Source organism: Pseudomonas sp. LPB4.O, assembly GCF_038383825.1.
GTDB classification, from domain to species: domain Bacteria; phylum Pseudomonadota; class Gammaproteobacteria; order Pseudomonadales; family Pseudomonadaceae; genus Aquipseudomonas; species Aquipseudomonas putida.
The window spans coordinates 423,235-442,655 of the sequence record NZ_CP151298.1 but is presented as its reverse complement, the minus strand read 5'-3'; the positions used below and the strand labels follow the sequence as shown (position 1 = coordinate 442,655).

At 63.7% G+C, this 19,421-nt stretch carries 18 protein-coding genes; 7 read left to right on the top strand and 11 right to left on the bottom strand.

Annotation, left to right across the window (positions count from 1 at the left end; translation table 11 throughout):
• Positions 1 to 62: 62 nt before the first annotated feature.
• From pqqC to MRBLPB4O_RS01860, 4 genes are read left to right on the top strand one after another with little or no spacing between them, the layout of a single operon-like run.
• On the top strand, positions 63 to 818 hold the full coding sequence (pqqC, locus tag MRBLPB4O_RS01875) for a pyrroloquinoline-quinone synthase PqqC (RefSeq protein WP_012270176.1): 756 nt from the start codon (positions 63 to 65) through the stop codon (positions 816 to 818).
• Positions 815 to 1,090, top strand: coding sequence for a pyrroloquinoline quinone biosynthesis peptide chaperone PqqD (pqqD, locus tag MRBLPB4O_RS01870; protein ID WP_341797381.1), 276 nt, complete (start codon positions 815 to 817; stop codon positions 1,088 to 1,090). Before pqqC ends, pqqD begins: the two co-directional genes overlap by 4 nt.
• Positions 1,062 to 2,222, top strand: coding sequence for a pyrroloquinoline quinone biosynthesis protein PqqE (gene pqqE / locus MRBLPB4O_RS01865; RefSeq protein ID WP_341797380.1), 1,161 nt, complete (start codon positions 1,062 to 1,064; stop codon positions 2,220 to 2,222). The genes pqqD and pqqE overlap by 29 nt, the downstream gene beginning before the upstream one ends.
• The gene (locus MRBLPB4O_RS01860; RefSeq protein ID WP_341797379.1) at positions 2,188 to 4,011 is read left to right on the top strand and encodes a S9 family peptidase; all 1,824 of its coding nucleotides are present in this window, start codon (positions 2,188 to 2,190) and stop codon (positions 4,009 to 4,011) included. The genes pqqE and MRBLPB4O_RS01860 overlap by 35 nt, the downstream gene beginning before the upstream one ends.
• Before the next feature lie 126 nt (positions 4,012 to 4,137).
• On the opposite strand, the gene MRBLPB4O_RS01855 is transcribed toward MRBLPB4O_RS01860, so the two are convergent.
• Positions 4,138 to 4,296 (bottom strand): YqaE/Pmp3 family membrane protein, encoded by a 159-nt coding sequence (locus MRBLPB4O_RS01855; protein WP_003177654.1) that lies wholly within the window; start codon positions 4,294 to 4,296, stop codon positions 4,138 to 4,140.
• 152 nt (positions 4,297 to 4,448) lie between these two features.
• Positions 4,449 to 5,729, bottom strand: coding sequence for an aminotransferase class III-fold pyridoxal phosphate-dependent enzyme (locus tag MRBLPB4O_RS01850; RefSeq protein WP_341797378.1), 1,281 nt, complete (start codon positions 5,727 to 5,729; stop codon positions 4,449 to 4,451).
• Between the two features lie 210 nt (positions 5,730 to 5,939).
• Between MRBLPB4O_RS01850 and MRBLPB4O_RS01845 the strand changes: the two genes are divergently transcribed.
• Positions 5,940 to 6,863, top strand: a complete 924-nt coding sequence (locus MRBLPB4O_RS01845; protein WP_016484586.1) for a LysR family transcriptional regulator — start codon at positions 5,940 to 5,942, stop codon at positions 6,861 to 6,863.
• A 371-nt stretch (positions 6,864 to 7,234) separates the two neighbouring features.
• On the opposite strand, the gene MRBLPB4O_RS01840 is transcribed toward MRBLPB4O_RS01845, so the two are convergent.
• The 9 genes from MRBLPB4O_RS01840 to bioB form a co-directional block, all read right to left on the bottom strand.
• The gene (locus tag MRBLPB4O_RS01840; RefSeq protein ID WP_341797377.1) at positions 7,235 to 9,013 is read right to left on the bottom strand and encodes an acyl-CoA dehydrogenase C-terminal domain-containing protein; all 1,779 of its coding nucleotides are present in this window, start codon (positions 9,011 to 9,013) and stop codon (positions 7,235 to 7,237) included.
• Positions 9,014 to 9,137: 124 nt separating this feature from the next.
• Positions 9,138 to 10,421 (bottom strand): GGDEF domain-containing protein, encoded by a 1,284-nt coding sequence (locus MRBLPB4O_RS01835; protein ID WP_341797376.1) that lies wholly within the window; start codon positions 10,419 to 10,421, stop codon positions 9,138 to 9,140.
• A 267-nt stretch (positions 10,422 to 10,688) separates the two neighbouring features.
• The gene (locus MRBLPB4O_RS01830) at positions 10,689 to 12,494 is read right to left on the bottom strand and encodes a phenylacyl-CoA dehydrogenase (RefSeq protein ID WP_341797375.1); all 1,806 of its coding nucleotides are present in this window, start codon (positions 12,492 to 12,494) and stop codon (positions 10,689 to 10,691) included.
• A 288-nt stretch (positions 12,495 to 12,782) separates the two neighbouring features.
• Positions 12,783 to 13,079 (bottom strand): hypothetical protein, encoded by a 297-nt coding sequence (locus MRBLPB4O_RS01825; RefSeq protein ID WP_016497674.1) that lies wholly within the window; start codon positions 13,077 to 13,079, stop codon positions 12,783 to 12,785.
• 191 nt (positions 13,080 to 13,270) lie between these two features.
• Positions 13,271 to 13,951, bottom strand: a complete 681-nt coding sequence (gene bioD / locus MRBLPB4O_RS01820; RefSeq protein ID WP_019472548.1) for a dethiobiotin synthase — start codon at positions 13,949 to 13,951, stop codon at positions 13,271 to 13,273.
• A gap of 10 nt (positions 13,952 to 13,961) precedes the next feature.
• Positions 13,962 to 14,780 (bottom strand): malonyl-ACP O-methyltransferase BioC, encoded by an 819-nt coding sequence (gene bioC / locus MRBLPB4O_RS01815; RefSeq protein ID WP_197898037.1) that lies wholly within the window; start codon positions 14,778 to 14,780, stop codon positions 13,962 to 13,964.
• Positions 14,773 to 15,504, bottom strand: a complete 732-nt coding sequence (locus tag MRBLPB4O_RS01810) for an alpha/beta fold hydrolase (protein ID WP_341797374.1) — start codon at positions 15,502 to 15,504, stop codon at positions 14,773 to 14,775. The genes bioC and MRBLPB4O_RS01810 overlap by 8 nt, the downstream gene beginning before the upstream one ends.
• Complete coding sequence (gene bioF / locus MRBLPB4O_RS01805) at positions 15,497 to 16,669, bottom strand: 8-amino-7-oxononanoate synthase (protein ID WP_341797373.1); 1,173 nt, start codon at positions 16,667 to 16,669, stop codon at positions 15,497 to 15,499. The genes MRBLPB4O_RS01810 and bioF overlap by 8 nt, the downstream gene beginning before the upstream one ends.
• 1 nt (position 16,670) lies before the next feature.
• Complete coding sequence (gene bioB, locus MRBLPB4O_RS01800) at positions 16,671 to 17,729, bottom strand: biotin synthase BioB (RefSeq protein WP_016497669.1); 1,059 nt, start codon at positions 17,727 to 17,729, stop codon at positions 16,671 to 16,673.
• An 89-nt stretch (positions 17,730 to 17,818) separates the two neighbouring features.
• Here bioB and MRBLPB4O_RS01795 point away from each other — a divergent pair, with 89 nt between their 5' ends.
• Together MRBLPB4O_RS01795 and MRBLPB4O_RS01790 are read left to right on the top strand one after the other, a co-directional pair.
• Entirely contained in the window at positions 17,819 to 18,550 is a 732-nt protein-coding gene (locus MRBLPB4O_RS01795) for a ComF family protein (RefSeq protein ID WP_341797372.1), read from the top strand.
• A 59-nt stretch (positions 18,551 to 18,609) separates the two neighbouring features.
• On the top strand, positions 18,610 to 19,374 hold the full coding sequence (locus MRBLPB4O_RS01790) for a TOBE domain-containing protein (protein WP_341797371.1): 765 nt from the start codon (positions 18,610 to 18,612) through the stop codon (positions 19,372 to 19,374).
• Positions 19,375 to 19,421: the final 47 nt, after the last annotated feature.

Here is a 19,421-nt window from a genome sequence, read left to right as displayed (position 1 = left end):
TCGCGGGTAAACCCGCTCCCACAGGGATCGAGCCGAGACTCAGCTTTACAGGAGCCAGCCGAATGAGCGACGCACTGCCAATGTCCCCTGCCGAATTCGAGCAGGCCCTGCGCGCCAAGGGCGCCTATTACCACATCCATCACCCGTACCACGTGGCGATGTACCAGGGGCGCGCCACCCGGGAGCAGATCCAGGGCTGGGTAGCCAACCGCTTCTACTACCAGGTCAACATCCCGATGAAGGATGCCGCGATCCTGGCCAACTGCCCGGACCGCGAAGTACGCCGCGAGTGGATCCAGCGCCTGCTCGACCACGACGGCGCACCCGGCGAGGACGGTGGCATCGAAGCCTGGCTGCGCCTTGGCCAGGCGGTCGGCCTCGACCCGGACCAGCTGCGCTCCCAGGAGCTGGTACTGCCCGGCGTACGCTTTGCCGTGGATGCCTACGTCAACTTCGCCCGCCGCGCCAGCTGGCAGGAAGCGGCCAGCAGCTCGCTGACCGAACTGTTCGCCCCGCAAATCCACCAGTCGCGGCTGGACAGCTGGCCACAGCACTACCCGTGGATCGACCCGGCCGGCTACGAGTACTTCCGCACCCGCCTGGGCCAAGCCCGGCGTGACGTGGAGCACGGCCTGGCGATTACCCTGCAGCACTACACCACCCGCGCGGGCCAGGAGCGTATGCTGGAGATACTTCAGTTCAAGCTGGATATTCTCTGGAGCATGCTCGACGCCATGAGCATGGCCTACGAGTTGAACCGCCCGCCTTATCACTCCGTCACCCAGGACCGGGTGTGGCACAAGGGGATCACCCTATGAGTCTTGATCGCAATCAGGTGCCGAGCTGGCGCCCCGGCTACCGCTTCCAGTACGAGCCGGCACAAAAGGGCCATGTGTTGCTGTACCCCGAGGGCATGATCAAGCTCAACGAAAGCGCCAGCCTGATCGGTGGCCTGATCGACGGGCAGCGTGACGTGGCAGCCATCATCAGCGAACTCGAACAGCAATTCCCCGATGTCCCGGAAGTCGCCGTTGACATCGAGCAGTTCATGGAGGTGGCCCGTGCCGAACACTGGATCGTCCTCGCCTGAGTTGCCGCCTACGCCCGAGGTCGGCCTGCCGCTGTGGCTGCTGGCCGAGCTCACCTACCGCTGCCCACTGCAGTGCCCCTATTGCTCCAACCCGCTGGACTTTGCCGCCCAGGGCCAGGAGCTGAGCACCGCACAGTGGTTCAAGGTGATGGCCGAAGCGCGGGAAATGGGCGCCGCGCAAATCGGCTTTTCCGGCGGTGAACCGCTGGTGCGCCAGGACCTTGCCGAGCTGATCGGCGAAGCCCGCCGGCTGGGGTACTACACCAACCTGATCACCTCGGGTATCGGCCTGACCGAAGCGCGCATCGCCGATTTCAAGAAGGCCGGCCTGGACCATATCCAGATCAGCTTCCAGGCCAGCGACGAGCAGGTCAACAACCTGCTGGCCGGCTCGAAGAAGGCCTTTGCGCAAAAGCTGGAGATGGCCCGTGCGGTAAAGGCCCACGGCTACCCGATGGTGCTCAACTTCGTCACCCATCGGCACAACATCGACAAGATCGACCGCATCATCGAGCTGTGCATTGCCCTGGAAGCCGACTTCGTCGAGCTTGCCACCTGCCAGTTCTACGGCTGGGCGCACCTCAACCGCCTGGGGCTGCTGCCAACCCGCGAGCAACTGGAGCGGGCCGAGCGCATCACCAACGAGTACCGGGAAAAGCTCAAGGCCGAGGGCAACCCGTGCAAGCTGATCTTCGTCACCCCGGACTACTACGAAGAGCGCCCCAAGGCCTGCATGAATGGCTGGGGCAACCTGTTCCTCACCATTACCCCGGACGGCACCGCGCTGCCCTGCCACGGCGCCCGCCAGTTGCCCGTGCAGTTCCCCAATGTCCGCGACCACGACCTGCACCATATCTGGTATGAGTCGTTTGGCTTCAACCGCTTCCGTGGTTATGAGTGGATGCGCGAACCGTGCCGCTCGTGTGACGAAAAAGAAAAGGACTTCGGCGGCTGTCGCTGCCAGGCCTTCATGCTGACCGGCGATGCCAGCAACGCCGACCCTGTGTGCGCCAAGTCGGTCGACCACGGCATCATCCTCAAGGCCCGCGAGGAGGCGGAAACCGCCCAGCTCGCCATTGAACAGATGACCTTCCGCAATGATCGAAACTCCCGTGTCATCGCCCGCGGCTGAATTCAGCGCGGCCCAGGCAGTTGCCGCCGGTACCGACTTCGCCGAACTCAAAGTCAGTGCCGACGGGCTGTTCTGGATAGAATTTCGCCCCGCCGACGGTGCTTGCCGTATCTGGCACTGGCTGTACCACCAGGCCCGCTGCCTGACCCCGGATGGTTTCAGCGTGCGCAGCCGGGTCTACGAATATGGCGGTGGCAGCTTTTGCCTGGGTGACGACGGGCTGGTGTTCGTCAACGAAAAGGACCAGCAGGTCTACACCCAGCCGCTGGACGATGTGCCACCGCGTGCGCTGACCCAGGATGCCAGCTGCCGCTACGGCGATGTGCAGTGGCACCATGGCCAGGTGCTGGCCGTCGAGGAACGCCATGCCGAGCAGGTAGAGCATCGCCTGGTGGCTTTGGCTGGAAGCAGCCGCGAAGTGCTCGCCGAGGGCGCCGATTTCTACGCCTCACCCACTGTGAGTGCCGATGGCCAACGCCTGGCATGGGTGGAATGGGACCGCCCGGCACAGCCCTGGACCCTCACCCGATTGATGTGCCGCGTACGCGACAGCAGTGGCCACTGGGGGCCCGCGCAGTGTGTAGCCAGCGATGATGAGTCGCTGCAACAGCCGCGCTTCGATGCCGAAGGCCGGCTCTACTGCATGTCCGACCGCAATGGCTTCTGGCAGCCCTGGGGGGAAGTCGATGGCCGCTGGCAGGCGTTGCCTGCCGAGCCTGCCGACCACGCGGCTGCGCCTTGGCAACTGGGCACCTGTACCTGGTTGGCGCTGGGGCCGCACAGCTATCTGGCCAGCTGGTTCAAAGATGGCTTCGGGCAACTGGGGCTGCGTCATGAAGATGGCCGCATGGCGCGTTACGCCAGTGCCTACACACGCTTTCGCAGCCTGGCCATGGACAGCGAAAACCTGTATGCCATTGCCGCCTCGCCCATCAGCCCGCCGGCAGTGATTGCCATCGACCGCCGCAACCACGAGGTCCGCGTGTTGGCCGGTGGTGTCGAGATGCTGCCGGCGGAGCAGATCAGCCTGCCGCAGCCTATCCGCTATGGCAGTGACGGCGAGCAGGCCCATGGTTTCTTCTACCCGCCAGCGCAGGCGCAAGGCGCCGCGCCGCTGGTGGTGTTCATCCACGGCGGGCCGACGTCGGCCTGCTATCCCGTGCTCGACCCTCGCATCCAGTACTGGACCCAACGCGGCTTTGCCGTGGCCGACCTGAACTACCGGGGCAGCACCGGCTATGGCCGGGAATACCGCCAGGCACTGCACCTGCGCTGGGGCGAGAGCGATGTGGCCGATGCCTGCGCGGCGGTCGAATACCTGGCTGCTCAAGGCCTGGTCGACAAGCACAAGGCGTTTATCCGCGGCGGTAGCGCCGGTGGCTACACCACCCTGTGCGCGTTGGCGTTCCATGACGTGTTCCGCGCCGGCGCCAGCCTGTACGGGGTCAGCGACCCGGTTGCCCTGGGCCGTGCCACCCACAAGTTCGAAGGGGATTACCTGGACTGGCTGATCGGCGACCCGCAGCAGGATGCCGAACGCTATCGCCAGCGCACGCCGCTGCTGCATGCAGGGCAGATCAAGGTGCCGGTGATTTTCTTTCAGGGTGAGCTGGATGCTGTGGTGGTGCCAGAGCAGACCCGCGCCATGCTGGCGGCGTTGCAGGCTAACGGCATCGAGGCTGAAGGGCACTTCTATGCGGGTGAGCGGCATGGGTTCCGCCAGGCTCAGAACCTGGCGCATGCGTTGGAAGAAGAGTGGAAGTTCTACTGCCGGGTTTTGGCGCATTAAGCCGAGCTAGCCCTTTGTAGGAGCAGCCTTGTGCTGCGAAAGGGCCGTCACAGGCAGCGCATTTGCTGCGCCTGTAATGGCCTCTTCGCAGCACAAGGCTGCTCCTACAGGGACCGTGTACGCCGCTTACCGTTTGGCGATGATGTACACCGCGTGCACGATCCCCGGAATGTAACCCAGCAAGGTCAGCAGAATATTCAGCCAGAACGCCCCGCCAAACCCCACCTGCAGAAACACGCCCAGCGGTGGCAGAAGAATGGCGATGATGATGCGAATAAAGTCCATGCGAGTCTCTCCTGAAGGGTTACATCAAAGACTAGCCGCCCGCCACAGAGGTTCCACAGGCAAAAAAAAACGCCCCAGGCCGAATGAAACAGGCCAGGGGCGATGCGCAGGAACGCCAGACGGTTCGTAGAATTCTCAGTATTGCTATACCGCTAAGCCGGCACCTCGCGGCGGGCCTGCTGCTGGGCATGCAGGCGGGCAAAGGCGCGGGCCAGGCGCAACAGCATTTCATCGATGTTGCCCTTGCTCACGGTCAGCGCTGGCGAAAAACGCACCACATCCGCTTGCGGTGCATTGAGCAGCAGGCCTTCATGCAGGGCCGCTGCCACCAGCTCTTTGGCCAGGTTTTCTTTCAGTTGCAGTGCCCACAGCAAGCCTTGCCCGCGCACCTCACCCTGCCCATAGCGCCCAGCCAGGCGGCTCAGGCCTTCACGCAGATGGCGACCGTTATCCTGCACCTGGGCGAAGAAGCCAGGCTCCAGCACGGTGTCCAGCACAGCCAGGCCGGCGGCGCACATAAGCGCATTGCCATGGTGGCTGCCTTCCAGTTCGCCAGGCTCGGCGCAGCATGCCGTGCCCCGGGCGAGCAAGGCAGCCAGGGGCACACCGCCGCCAAGGCCCTTGCCCAAGGTGATGATGTCGGCGCGCACGCCATACAGCTCCTCGGCCAGCAGCGCACCACAGCGGCCAATGCCGGTCTGCACTTCATCGAGGATCAACAGGATGCCCAGTTCACGGCACAGTGTTTCCACGCCCTTGAGGTATTCCTGGGTGGCGGGGATAACACCCGCCTCGCCCTGGATTGGCTCAAGCATGATGGCCACGGTGCGCGAATCCACGGCGGCGTGCAGGGCGGCCAGGTCGTTGAACGGCACTTTGCTGAAGCCCGGCAGGCCAGGCTCGCAGCGGTTGCACGGCAGCGGGTCGGACGCCGACAGGGCGCCCAGGCTACGGCCATGGCAGGCCTGGGTGGCAGTGATGATGTGGTAGGCGCCGTTGCGGTGCAGCTGGCCCCACTTGCGCGCCAGTTTGATCGCACCTTCACAGGCCTCCGCACCGCTGTTCAGCAGGTAGGCCTGCTCGCTGCCGGTGCTCTGGCACAGGCGGTTGACCAGCCCCAGCAGGCCCCGGCTGTGGAAGCCCGAGCCCGGGTTGATCAGCGCCTGGGCCTGGTTTCCCAGTGCCTTCACCAGCACGCTGGGGCTATGGCCCAGGCTGTTGACTGCACCACCCTGGGTAAAGTCCAGATAGGCACGCCCTTCGTTATCCCACAACCAGGAGCCCTGACCACGTACGAACACCTGCGCTGCCCGTTCGGCGCTGGGCATCAGGCGATCACGCGACAACTCATCAGCGTGCGGCACGATCACCGGCGCGCGCTTGGGCTCGGCGACAGCGGCAGGGGCCGAGCGGCGCAGGTTGAACAGGTTCATCAGGGCTCCAACCAATCACGGTAAAGGGCGGCTACGGGGCGGTCTTGGTGCCGACACTCGATATTTTGCCTTGCCTATCAAAAGTGTTTTTCATCCGGGGTAACAATCGACTCAATGATCGCTGTAACCCGTTGGAATACGGCGATAGACTAGGCTTCGCGACGGTTTTCGACCATTTCGTTTTTCCAGCATTTTCGATAAGTGTTACTTATGGATTTCCGCCAACTGCGTTATTTCGTCGCGGTGTATGAAGAAGGCCACGTGGGCCGCGCCGCCGAGCGCCTGTCACTGTCCCAGCCGGCACTCTCCCAGCAGATCCGCCAGCTGGAACACAGCCTCGACCTGAGCCTGTTCGAGCGCAGCAACAAGCGCCTGCTGCCCACCCTGGCTGCCCACACCCTGTACAACCACGCCTTGCCATTGCTCGATGGCCTGCAGCGCGCCCACGAGGCCATGCGCAACTTCAAGGGCCAGTCGCTTCGCACCTTGGCTATCGGCGTGTTGCAGACCGTGCGGCCGAGCCTGGTGCCACAGCTGCTCGAACGGCTGCGCAAGGCACAGCCGCACCTTGTCGTGCAGATCTACGAGTTGTCGGGGCTGGAAATCGAACGGCGGCTGCTCAACGGCAGCCTGGATATCGGCATCAGCTACCTGCCACCGCGCCAACCTGGGCTGCATGGCCTGCTGCTGTACGAAGACGAGCTGCAGCTTGTGATCCCCGATACCCACCCGCTGAAGGATTTCAAGAAGGTGTCCATCCGCCAGGCCGCCGAGTTGCCCATGCTGATGCTGGGCGAAGAGTTCCAGATCCGCCAGATCTGGCAGGCGCAGCTGGCCAGCCAGGGGCGGCGGCCACACGTACAGGCAGAGATGAACAACATGGCAGGGATTCTCGACAGCCTGGCGCACACGGCACTGGCCACCATTCTGCCGGGCCGGGCCAAAGAAGCCGCCGAGGATGATCAGGGCCTGCTGTGGAAGCCGTTGAGCGAGCCGCGGGTGCCGCTGAAGGTTGGCCTGGTGTTTCGCGATGCCCAGCGCCAGCAGGCGTCTGTGGAGCTGCTGCGCACCCTGCTGGAGGAAGAGACGGACGCCCGCCTGTTGGGCGCATCGCCGTTGGATGTGCTGGCCTGAAAAACACGCGCACAAAGAAAACCCCGCCGAAGCGGGGTTTTCCAGACTGTTTCCCTGTGACATCCGTATCGCCCCGCCATCCTGGCAGGTGGTCCTTCGTCGTCTTCCTTGATCTGTCCTTTGCACTTCCTGCGCAACGTCCATGTGGTAAAGATTAACCGTGGATCCAATCTGAGAACAGTGGTGAAAAGTCACCACGTCGTGTAGGAAAAAGCTTACAAAGAGGATTCATGCCGTGAATTGGGGCTGCTGCGCAGCCCATCGCGGCACAAGGCCGCTCCTACAGCGACCGCACAATCCTTACGACGCGCGCGGTGACTGTAGGAGCGGCCTTGCGCCGCGAATGGGCCGCAAAGCGGCCCTAAAATCTGTCAGAACTGTTCGGCATCCAGCAGGTAAAGCGACTCGCTCCCCGCCTTCACCGAAGCCACCAGCGAATCCACCCGTGGCAGCAGCCGCGCAAAGTAGAACCGCGCCGTCCCCAGCTTGCCCGAGTAGAACGCCTCGTCCCCTTCACCCGCCTTGGCCGCCCGCGCCATCAGTGCCCACATGTAGGCATAGGCCACATAACCAAAGGCATGCAGGTACTCAACCGACGCAGCTCCGATCTCATTCGGGTTGCCCTTGGCCTGCTCCAGCACCCACTCGGTCAAGCCATCGAGCTGGTCGAGGCTGGCCGCCAACGGCTTGGCAAATTCGCCCAGCTCGCCACCCGCGCCGGCTATGAAGTGGCGAATTTCGTCGGAGAACAACCGGTAGTACGCGCCACCGCTGGCCACCACCTTGCGCCCCATCAGGTCGAGGGCCTGGATACCGTTGGTGCCTTCGTAGATCTGCGTAATGCGCACATCACGCACCAGCTGCTCCTGCCCCCACTCACGGATATAACCATGCCCACCGAATACCTGCTGTCCGTGCACCGTGCTCTCCAGCCCCAGGTCGGTGAGGAAGGCCTTGGCCACCGGTGTCAGCAGTGCCACCAGCTCTTCGCTGCGCTTGCGCACGGCGGCGTCTTCGCTGAATTTGGCACTGTCCAGCTGCATGGCTACATAGGTGGAAAAGGCGCGGCCACCCTCGATCTGTGCCTTCATGGTCAGCAGCATGCGGCGCACGTCCGGGTGGACGATTATCGGGTCGGCGGCTTTTTCCTTGGCTTGCGGGCCGGTCGGGGCGCGGCTCTGCAGGCGGTCGCGGGCGTATTCCACGGCGTTCTGGTACGAGCGTTCGGCCGAGGCCAGGCCCTGAATGCCAACGCCCAGGCGCTCGTAGTTCATCATGGTGAACATGGCCGCCAGGCCCTTGTTCGGCTCACCGACGATGTAGCCGACTGCCTCGTCGAAGTTCATCACGCAAGTAGCCGAGGCCTGGATGCCCATCTTGTGCTCGATCGAGCCGCAAGTAGCCGGGTTGCGCGCCCCCAGGCTGCCGTCTTCGTTGACCAGGAACTTCGGCACCAGAAACAGCGAAATGCCTTTCGCCCCTGCCGGTGCATCCGGCAGCTTGGCCAGCACCAGGTGAATGATGTTCTCGGTCAGGTCGTGCTCGCCACCGGTGATGAAGATCTTGGTGCCGCTGACCTTGTAGCTGCCGTCGGCCTGCGGCTCGGCCTTGGTGCGGATGATGCCCAGATCGGTACCGGCATGCGGCTCGGTCAGGCACATTGAACCTGCCCAAACGCCGGCGTACATGTTCGGCAGGTACTTGGCCTTCAGCGCTTCGCTGGCGTGGGCATTGATCGACAGGCAGGCGCCAGCGGTCAGCATCGGGTACAGGCCAAACGCCAGGCTGGAGGCGTTGACCATTTCCTCGACCTGGGCCGAGATGGCCTTGGGCATGCCCATGCCGCCGAACACCGGGTCGCCGCCCACGCCTACCCAGCCGCCTTCGGCGTAGGTGTTGTAGGCCTCGATGAAACCGGCCGGTGTGCTTACCGCACCGTTGTCCCAGTGGCAGCCTTCTTCATCGGCGCCGCGGCTGAGCGGCGCGATGGTCTTGGCGGTGACCTTGCCGGCTTCTTCCAGCACGGCCATGGCCGTCTCGGCATCGACTACCTCAGCCAGCCCGGGCAACTGCGCCCACTGCTCGGCCACATTGAAGACTTCATTCAGTACGAAGCGCATGTCGCGCAGGGGCGCTTTATAGTCAGCCATGACAACCTCTCGCTAGTCGGGTCGGGGCGGTCTCGGGGAACCGCGACACTGGGGTTACCGGCAGTGTAACCGAACAACTTTTACGAGACATAGGGTCATCAACTGACCACACGGTCTCACCCAGTCACGCCGTGCGCACTGCTCCGCGCTGCGATTGTTGCCCATGCACCATGACACAATTGCGCCCTGCGCCCTTGGCGCTGTACAGCGCCTGGTCAGCGGATTTGAGCACCGCCTCAGGGTTACGGTGGTCAACCTGGCGCTCGGCCACACCGATGCTGATGGTGACCGACACCGTCCCGCCGCTGTTGCCCGCCCGGCGCTGGCGCCCGCTTGTATCGTCCTGTGGGCGGCTGCTCTGGTCGCGCAGGTGCATCACATAGTTGGCAATCACCTCGCGCACGGCCTCCACGTGGGGCACGCATTCCTCGGCGGTCTTGCCGGCGAACACCAGGGCGAACTCCTCGCCACCATATCGATAAGCGCGGCCACCGCCGGTCACCTTGGACAAGCGGCTGGCGACCAGGCGCAACACCTGATCGCCCACGTCGTGCCCGTGGGTATCGTTGAATTTCTTGAAGTGGTCGACATCGGTCATGGCGATCACGTAGTTGCGCCCCAGGCGCTGCATGCGCTCGTTAAGCGCACGGCGCCCCGGCAGGCCGGTCAGCTCGTCACGGAAGGCCATCTGGTAGGCCTCGTGCGCAACCGCTGCGGCGATCATCAACATCACCTGGCTGCACATGATGTTCAGGGTGAACGGCAGGATGAAGGTTTGCGGCAGCATCCAGAAAATGCCCAGCAGGCCGGTTATCAAGGCAGCGTGCAGCGGCCGCGGTGCGCGCAGGTATTGCACCACCAGCAGGATGAACACGCCGAGGAACAAGGGGTAGACGATCTGGATCAGGCTCATCCACTGGCCATGCAAGGTTGGCCAGCGGATCTCCGCCAGCCAGGTCAGCAGCGCTTCGGGGTAGCTTTGTTCGAGGGCTACCGCCACGCTGCCCACGGCGAACAGCACGGCACCGCGGGCGACCATGTCCTGCAGCAGGTGGGTGCGTTCCTGCCAGGCGCCATACAGCCCGAACAGGGCGGGCAGCAGCAGGCACACCAGGTGGAAGATCACTGCCGCGTCCTCGCGCACGCGGCCATGGTCACGGTAGAAGTCGGTCTGGGTATCGAGCAGGTAGTACGCGATGTACACCGTGAGCATCATGAACAGCTCACGCTGGCGGCGGTAAACCGCGCAGTAGGCACCGCCCAGCAACAGGACCAAGGTGGGCAGGACGTTGAACAGCGATGTGAAAAAGACACTGAGGTCTCTCACATAGGCTGCGGCGAGCCCTGCCAGCAACAGAAACAGCGAAGGCAGGAAGTGGCTTGCGCGAACAGCGTTAAGACGAAACAAGGGTAATCTCCAACCCGGCAGATCAATAGTGGCATTGTGCCCTTACTTCATCGGCAGTGCACATGAACAGTTGAATTTCCGTTCCGCCACGGCCCCTGTAGGAGCAGCCTTGTGCTGCGAATGGTCCGGTATGACAGAAGGTTTGCTTTGGCAGTTATGCCCTCTTCGCAGCACGAGGCTGCTCCTACCAGGGATAGGCATCCGCCCGCAGAATGAAAAAACCCGCCTGCCGATGACGGCAGGCGGGTTTTGGGTACAGCGGGTGAATCAGTACGACAGGCCGAAGTGCTCTTCGTCCATCGCCATCAGGTTGTTGGCACCCGACAGCATGGTCGCCACATGCGTACGGGTACGCGGCAAGATGCGCTGGAAGTAGAAGCGCGCAGTCTGCAGCTTAGCGGTGTAGAACGCCTCTTCGCTGGTGCCGGCTGCCAGCTTCTCGGCCGCCAGGCGGGCGATGTCGGCCCAGAAGTAGGCCAGGCAGGCGTAGCCGGAGTACATCAGGTAATCCACCGACGCCGCCCCCACTTCTTCGCGGTCCTTCATGGCGGCCATGCCCACTTTCATGGTCAGCTCGCCCCACTCCTTGTTGATTGCCGCCAGCGGTTCAACGAACTCCTTGACCGCTTCATTGCCTTCCTGCGCCTGGCAGAACTTGTGCACGATCTTGGTGAAGCCCTTCAGAGCCTCGCCCTGGGTCATCAGCACTTTACGGCCGAGCAGGTCGAGGGCCTGGATGCCGGTGGTGCCTTCGTACAGCATGGAGATACGGCTGTCGCGCACGTTCTGCTCCATGCCCCACTCGGCGATGAAGCCATGGCCGCCGTAGATCTGCACGCCGTGGTTGGCCGCTTCGAAACCGACTTCGGTCATGAACGCCTTGGCGATCGGGGTCAGGAACGCCAGCAGGGCGTCAGCCTTTTTGCGCTCTTCTTCGTCCTGGCTGTACTTGACGATGTCCACCTGCTTGGCAGTGAAGTACACCATCGCACGGTTGCCTTCGGCGAAGGCCTTCATGGTCAGCAGCATGCGGCGCACGTCCGGGTGGACGATGATCGGGTCGGCAGCCTTGTCCGGCGCTTTCGGGCCAGTCAGGGAACGCATCTGCAGGCGCTCACGGGCGTACTTCAGGCCACCCTGGAAGGCCACCTCGGCATGCGCCAGGCCTTGCAGCGCGGTACCCAGGCGAGCAGTGTTCATGAAGGTGAACATGCAGTTCAGGCCTTTGTTGGCCGGGCCGATCAGGTAGCCGGTTGCCGCATCGAAGTTCATCACGCAGGTAGCGTTGCCGTGGATGCCCATCTTGTGCTCGATGGAACCGCAGCTCACGCCGTTGCGCTCGCCCACGCCGCCTTCGGCATTGGGCAGGAACTTCGGCACGATGAACAGCGAAATGCCTTTCGTGCCGGCTGGTGCGTCCGGCAGGCGGGCCAGGACGATATGGACGATGTTGTCGGCCATGTCGTGTTCACCGGCCGAAATGAAGATCTTGGTGCCCGACACTTTGTAGCTGCCGTCGGCCTGTGGCTCGGCCTTGGTGCGCAGCATGCCCAGATCGGTACCGCAGTGCGGTTCGGTCAGGCACATGGTGCCGGTCCACTCACCGGAAACCAGTTTGGTCAGGTAGGTCTCTTGCTGCTCATGGGTACCGTGCGCGGAAATGGTGTTCATCGCGCCATGCGACAGGCCTGGGTACATGCCCCACGACCAGTTCGACTCACCCACCATCTCGCTCAACGCAAGGCCCAGCGACTCCGGCAGGCCTTGACCGCCATGGGCGACGTCATGGGCCAGGCTCGGCCAGCCGCCTTCGACGAACTGCTCGTAGGCTGCCTTGAAGCCAGTCGGGGTTTTAACGCCCGATTCGCTCCAGGTGCAGCCTTCCTGGTCACCGACACGGTTCAGCGGGGCCAGCACCTGCTCACAGAACTTCGCGCCTTCTTCGAGGATCGCATCGACCATGTCGGGCGTGGCGTCCTGGCAGCCCGGCAGGCTCTGATAGTGCGCCTCATAGCCAAGCAGTTCGTCGCGAACGAAGCGGATATCACGCAAGGGGGCTTTGTAATCAGGCATTGCGATGAACCTCTGGGTCAGTTCTGTGGGGGTGACCAGCTCTTGGCGGCCGTCTATCAAACAGTTGTTTGAAACTTACGTTTAGCTCCGGCTTATGTCAAGGAGGGACTATGGTGCCATTTGCGCCACGAAAAATGGCGTTTACGCCACGCCCAGAAAAACCGCCGCCCCTGTGGGAGCGGGCGTGCCCGCGAAAGGGCCCGGCCAGACAACAGAGATGCCTGACCTGACGCTTTCGCGGGCACGCCCGCTCCCACAGGGGCTGTGTTTAATGGGAGGGGTGACCCGTCAGGCGTAGGTGTCGATGATCCGACCGAGCATTTCGTCGGATGCCTTGACCACCTTTGCACCAAGCTCGACTTCGGTTTTGCCAACAACCATTTGCACGGTGCTGGTGGCCAGGTCCATCTGCTGGCTGCGATCTACTGCGCGCAGGCGTTCAGCCTGAAAATCGCTGGACTGGCTGGTGGCGGTACGTTCGGCTGTGGTGTTGGCGATCTGGCCTGCGGCCTGATCGACGCGGTTCTGGCCGGTTTGAATCGCACTCAGGCCCGCGTAATAGGCGGAGCTACCGGTGATTTCCATGTCAGGACTCCATTGACGCTGGATAACGAACAGCCCCAATTAAAGCAGGCTGGGCGCGAAAAGGCCCGTTTAAAACCCTAATGGCCTGGTGCCAGTTGATAGGCCTTGGGTATTCCTGCTCTGGCCCCATCGCCGGCAAGCCAGCTCCTGCAAGAGCGGGCAAGCCCGCGATAGGCCGGGCGTGGAAACGGCTAATCCAGCAGATCCAGCTGAAGGTGTTCAGCCACCATATCGGCACTGGCTTGCTTCAGTTTGGGCACCCGCCCAAGGCAAGGCGCAGGCAAGCGCTCTGCCAGGCTGGCAAGGTTCTCTTCAAGACGCGAAGTACGGGGCTCGATGATGTTCGCCACCCACCCGGCCAATTGCAGCCCATCCCGCTCGATCGCCTCGGCGCTGAGCAAGGCATGGCTGATGCAACCCAACCGCACCCCCACAACAAGAATCACCGGCAACTGCAGGGCAACGGCGAGGTCGGAAAGGTTCTCCAGGCCCGACAGCGGCACACGCCAGCCACCGGCCCCTTCGACCAAAGTGAAATCGGCATTTTGTTGCAGCACATTGCGCATTGCCGCCAGCAACTCCGGAACAGCCAGCGTCACCCCCGCCTCACGCGCCGCCACATGCGGGGCAATGGCAGGCTCGAAGGCAAACGGGTTGACCTGCTCGTATGGCAACTTGATCGTGCTTTCGTCGATCAGCGCCTGCGCATCACTGTTGCGCAAGCCCTTAGGTGTCATGGTGCAGCCGGAGGCCACCGGTTTGGCACCCAGAGTGCTCATGCCCTGCAAGCGCGCCGCGTGCAAAAGCCCGGCGGCGATGGTGGTCTTGCCGACATCGGTATCGGTACCGGCAATGAAATAGGCCTGGCTCATCTCGCTCCCCTTACGCCTGTGGCTTGCGCAACACACCATAGACCACCTGATAGGTGGCTGGCAGCCCCTCGGGCTGGCGAAATGCTTCGTAGGCCTGCAACAGGCCCTGCATGCGGGCCCGACCGGTGAGGCCTGAAGGGCGGCCCGGGTTGAGGTTGTGCGCGCCCAGTGCCTTCAGCTCATGGGTCAGGCTGCGAACATCCGGGTAGTGCAGCACATGCGGGCAGCGCTGCAGCCCAAGTTGTTCAAAGCCGCTGCCGGCACACAGGCGTTGGTAATCCTCGAACCGGCGGAAGCGGTTCACATGCACCAGGCCATCCACGGCCTGCCAGCTGGCACGCAACTCGTCGAGGGTACCCACGCACAGGCTGCTGAAAGCCAGCACGCCACCCGGGCGCAGTACTCGCAACGCCTCTGCCAGCACACAGGCGAACTGGTCGCACCACTGCACGGCCAGGCTGGTGAACACAAGGTCGACACTGGCATCGCGCAGCGGCAAGCGCTCGGCGTCACCGGCCACGTGGTAGTGCGCCCCACCTTGTTCATCCCGCGCGTGGCGCAGCATGCCTTCGGCAATGTCCACTGCCACACCGCTGGCCTGTGCGAAACACTCGGCCAGTTTTCGGCTGAAATGGCCGGTTCCGCTGCCCAGATCCAGCCAGTGCGACGGCTGCAAGCCTGCCGGCAACTGCTCCAGCAGGTTCAACCCTACAGCGCGCTGCAAGGCCGCCACGCTGTCGTAGCTGGCCGCAGCGCGGGAGAACGAAGCCGCCACCTGGCGTTTGTCGGGCAACGCGCCGGGCAGGGTTGGACGGGAAAGGTCAGTCATCGCCACTCTCATGCAGGAAACTCTTGATGCCCGCCGCCAGCTCCTGCGGGTACTCCAGCAGGAACGCGTGGGAACTGTCTTCGACCAGGCCCACTTCCACATCCGGCAGCAGCTCGCTCAACGCCTTGGCTGCCTCTGCCGGCACCAGCGCATCGCTGCCGGCAAACAGGTGCAATTGCGGGCCGGCGTATGCCTGCAGGGCTTCGCGGGTGTCCAGCTTGGCCAGCACCTCAAGGCCGGTTGCCAGGTACAGCGGGTCGGTGTCCGGCACCCCGACACCCAGTTGGCGCAGCAACGTACGTGGCTGCTGGGCGCCATCACTGCACAAGGTACGGAAGCGTTTGAGGGTGACCTGGGTATGGCTGCGGCAGCCGTCGAGGAAGGTGCCGAAGGTGTCTTCGGGCATGCCGTGGGGCCAGTCTGGCCGGGCGACGAAGCTGGGGTTGCTGGCCAGGGTCAGCAGGCCACAGCAGTGGTCGCCGCGCTGGTGCGCCAGCGCGCTGGCAAGCATGCCACCCAACGACCAGCCACCCAGCCAGACATCGCTGGGCAGCTTGCGGTCCAGGTGGTCGACCCAACCCTGCACATCGCTGTGGTCCAATTCGGGCAAGGGCATCAGCTCTACCTGCAAGCGGGCATCCTGGGCGCGCAGGCTGGCTGCCAGCGGCTCCAGTGAGGCAGCGCCCAGGCCCCAGCCGGGCAGCAATACAAGACGATTACGCATCGGCGTTCTCCAACTGTGGATAACACTCGGCCAATGCATTCAACAATAGCTGCACCTGCGCCTCGCTGTGCGCGGCGCTCAGGGTCACCCGCAGGCGTGCGCCGCCCGCTGGCACGGTGGGTGGGCGGATGGCCGTCACCAGCAAGCCGCGCTCGCGCAGCATGCGCGACAGGCGCAGGGCCTGTGCGCTGTCGCCGATCATGATCGGCTGGATCGGCGTCGGGCTGTCCATCAACGCCAGCCCGATCTGCTGTGCGCCTTCGCGGAACTGGCGAATCAACGCCGCCAGGTGCTCGCGGCGCCAGGTTTCGTGACGCAACAGTTGCAGGCTCTTCAGCGTGGCACAGGCCAGCGCCGGTGGCTGGCTGGTGGTGTAGATGTAAGGGCGGGCGAACTGCACCAGCGCCTCGATCAGCTCTTCGCTGCCGGCAACAAAGGCACCCGCAGTACCGCAAGCCTTGCCCAGCGTGCCGATCAGCACCGGTACGTCATCCACGCTCAGGCCGAAGTGCTCGACGATGCCGCCGCCCTGTGCGCCGAGTGTGCCCAGGCCATGGGCGTCATCGACCATCAGCCAGGCACCGCGGGCGCGAGCGACATCGGCCAGTGCCGGCAGGTCGGCCAGGTCGCCGTCCATGCTGAACACGCCATCGGTCACCACCAGCGTATTACCGACCGCCTTGTCCAGGCGGCTGGCCAGGCTGGCCGCATCGTTATGCAGGTAGCGATTGAAGCGTGCACCGCTGAGCAGCCCGCCATCCAGCAGCGAGGCGTGGTTCAGGCGGTCTTGCAGCACGGTATCGCCCTGCCCCACGAGCGCGGTGATGGCGCCCAGGTTGGCCATGTAGCCCGTAGAGAAGAGCAACGCACGCGGGCGGCCAGTGAGTTCGGCCAACGCTTCTTCAACCTGGTGGTGTGGCGTGCTGTGGCCGACCACCAGGTGCGAGGCACCGCCACCGACACCCCAGCGCTCGGCGCCAGCCTGCCAGGCGGCGATAACTTCGGGGTGGTTGGCCAGGCCAAGGTAGTCATTGCTGCAGAAGGCCAGCAACCGCTGGCCGTCGACCACCACTTCCGGCCCCTGCGGGCTCTCCAGCAGTGGCCGCTGCCGATACAGGTCTGCGGCGCGCCGTTCGGCCAGGCGCGCCGCCAGGTCGAAGGCCATGTCAGGCCGATGCAGCGTTGTAGAACATCTCACTGCTGCGCTGTTCGACCAACGCCTGCTCGATGGCCGCCTGATGCACTTCGTCGGCGTGCTCTTCACGCGCTTCGGGCTTGATGCCCAGGCGTGCGAACAACTGCATGTCCTTGTCGGCCTGCGGGTTGGCGGTGGTCAGCAGTTTTTCGCCGTAGAAGATCGAGTTGGCACCCGCCATGAACGCCAGGGCCTGCATCTGCTCGTTCATCTGCTCGCGGCCGGCGGACAGCCGCACGTGCGACTTGGGCATCAACAGGCGGGCGACGGCCAGCATGCGGATAAAATCGAATGGGTCGACGTCCTCTTCCTCGGCCAGCGGCGTGCCGGCAACCTTGACCAGCATGTTGATCGGCACCGACTCGGGGTGCTCGGGCAGGTTGGCCAACTGGATCAGCAGGCCGGCGCGGTCGTCCAGCGATTCGCCCATGCCCAGGATGCCTCCGGAGCAGATCTTCATCCCCGCATCGCGCACGTAGGCCAAGGTCTGCAGGCGCTCGCTGTAGGTGCGGGTGGTGATGATGCTGCCGTAGAACTCCGGCGAGGTGTCGAGGTTGTGGTTGTAGTAATCCAGGCCAGCCTGGGCCAAGGCTGCGGTCTGCTCCTGGTCGAGCTTGCCGAGGGTCATGCAGGTTTCCAGGCCCATGGCCTTCACCCCTTTGACCATCTCCAGCACGTAAGGCATGTCTTTGGCAGACGGGTGCTTCCACGCCGCGCCCATGCAGAAGCGGGTGGAACCGATGGCTTTGGCGCGAGCAGCCTCTTCCAGCACCTTCTGCACTTCCATCAGCTTCTGTTTTTCCAGCCCGGTGTTGTAGTGGCCGGACTGTGGACAATATTTGCAATCTTCCGGGCAGGCGCCGGTCTTGATCGACAGCAGGGTCGAAACCTGCACCCGGTTAGGGTCGAAATGCGCGCGGTGCACAGTCTGCGCCTGGAACAGCAAGTCATTGAACGGTTGCTGGAACAGCGCCTTGACCTCGGCCAGGGACCAGTCGTGACGTGTTGTTGCAGTTGTGCTGGCGCTCATCGGCGTTTCCTTGTTTAGGCTGTAGCTGGCGCCGGGACAGGAAAGCCCACAAGCGCATCACGGATAGCCCGCATAGTTACGGAAGGCCCATGAACTGTCAACCACGCTGGAAAAGACTGGTTTACAAGTGCTCACTTATTAATCAGATGTGTTTGTTGTGTGACGAGCCTGCCGATCAGGCCTACCCGATGTGCATCGCCTGCGAGCAGGAACTGCCTTGGCTGGGCGATCAATGCCTGCGCTGCGCCCTGCCGCTGCCTATGGCTGGCCTGACCTGCGCCCACTGTTGCCGGCACTTGCCGCCGTTCGAGAGCGTGATTGCACCATGGCAATTCGGCTTTCCGGTCGACACGCTGGTCAGCCGCTTCAAGCACAACCGGCAGTGGCCTCTGGGGCGTTTGATGGCTGAGCTGCTGGGGTTTGGGCTGCTGCATCGCTTTGCCGAAGGGCTACCCCGCCCTGACCTGCTGTTGCCTGTGCCCTTGGCCAAGCGTCGACTGCGCGAGCGCGGGTTCAACCAGGCCGGGATGCTCGGGCGGTGGTTGTCCACGCAACTTGGGCTACCGTGCGATGAGCGATTGTTGCTGCGCACGCGCGAGACGCCTGCGCAGCAACAGCTGGATGCCCGGGCAAGGCGGCGCAATTTGCGACAAGCGTTTGCTCTCTCGGGTGAACTGACGGGCAAACATGTCGCTATTGTCGATGATGTGTTCACCACCGGTGCCACCGCGCAGGCAATCGCCGAGGTGCTGCGCAAGGCCGGAGCGCGGCGGGTGGATGTGTATTGCCTGGCACGCACGCCCAAGCCGGGGTATGCATGACCCTGCGCAGTCCTCCACAATCCGCTTTCAGGACCTTCACATATAACGACTCAATACCCATGCCCCTACCCACCCTGCTTACCCAGCACATCGCCCGCCGCCCCCAGCGCATCGCCCTGCTGCAGCACATTGCCGAGCAAGGCTCGATCACCCGAGCCGCCAAAGCCGCAGGCATTAGCTACAAAGCTGCCTGGGATGCCATCGACGAGCTCAACAACCTGGCCAGCCAGCCCTTGGTCGAGCGCAGTACCGGTGGCCGTGGCGGTGGCGGTGCGCGTTTGTCGCCGGAAGGCGAGCGGGTGTTGCGTCTGTATCAAAGGTTGCAGGCCCTGCAGGCGGAAATTCTTGAGGCCGCCGAAGAATCCAGTGACCTCGACCTGCTCGGCCGCCTGATGCTGCGTACCAGTGCGCGCAACCAACTCCAGGGCCAGGTCAGCGGCTTGCGCCGCGAGGGCCGGTATGACCGCGTCAGCCTGGCATTGGGCGGTGGGCTGGAGATTGATGCGCTGATCACCCACGACAGCACCGCGCGGCTGGAGCTGACACTGGGGACGATGGTGGTGGCGCTGCTCAAGGCCGGGTGGGTACGGTTGCTGCCGGAGGGGGAAGCAGCCGACGCGGGCAGCAACTGCTTGAGTGCAACGGTGGAAGAAGTGTTGGCAGAGGATGAGGGGCCCAGTGAGGTGCGGCTGGCGTTGGGCAATGGGCAGACATTGTGTGCCATCGCGGAGGCGGACTGGTTGGCTGGTCATCCGGTGGCGGCGGGCAGTGCGGTGCAGGTGCAGTTTCATCCGTCCTATGTGTTGATCGGGGTTCCTGCATAGCCTGGCCGCGCATTGCGCGGTTCGCGGGCGCGCCCGCTCCCACAAAT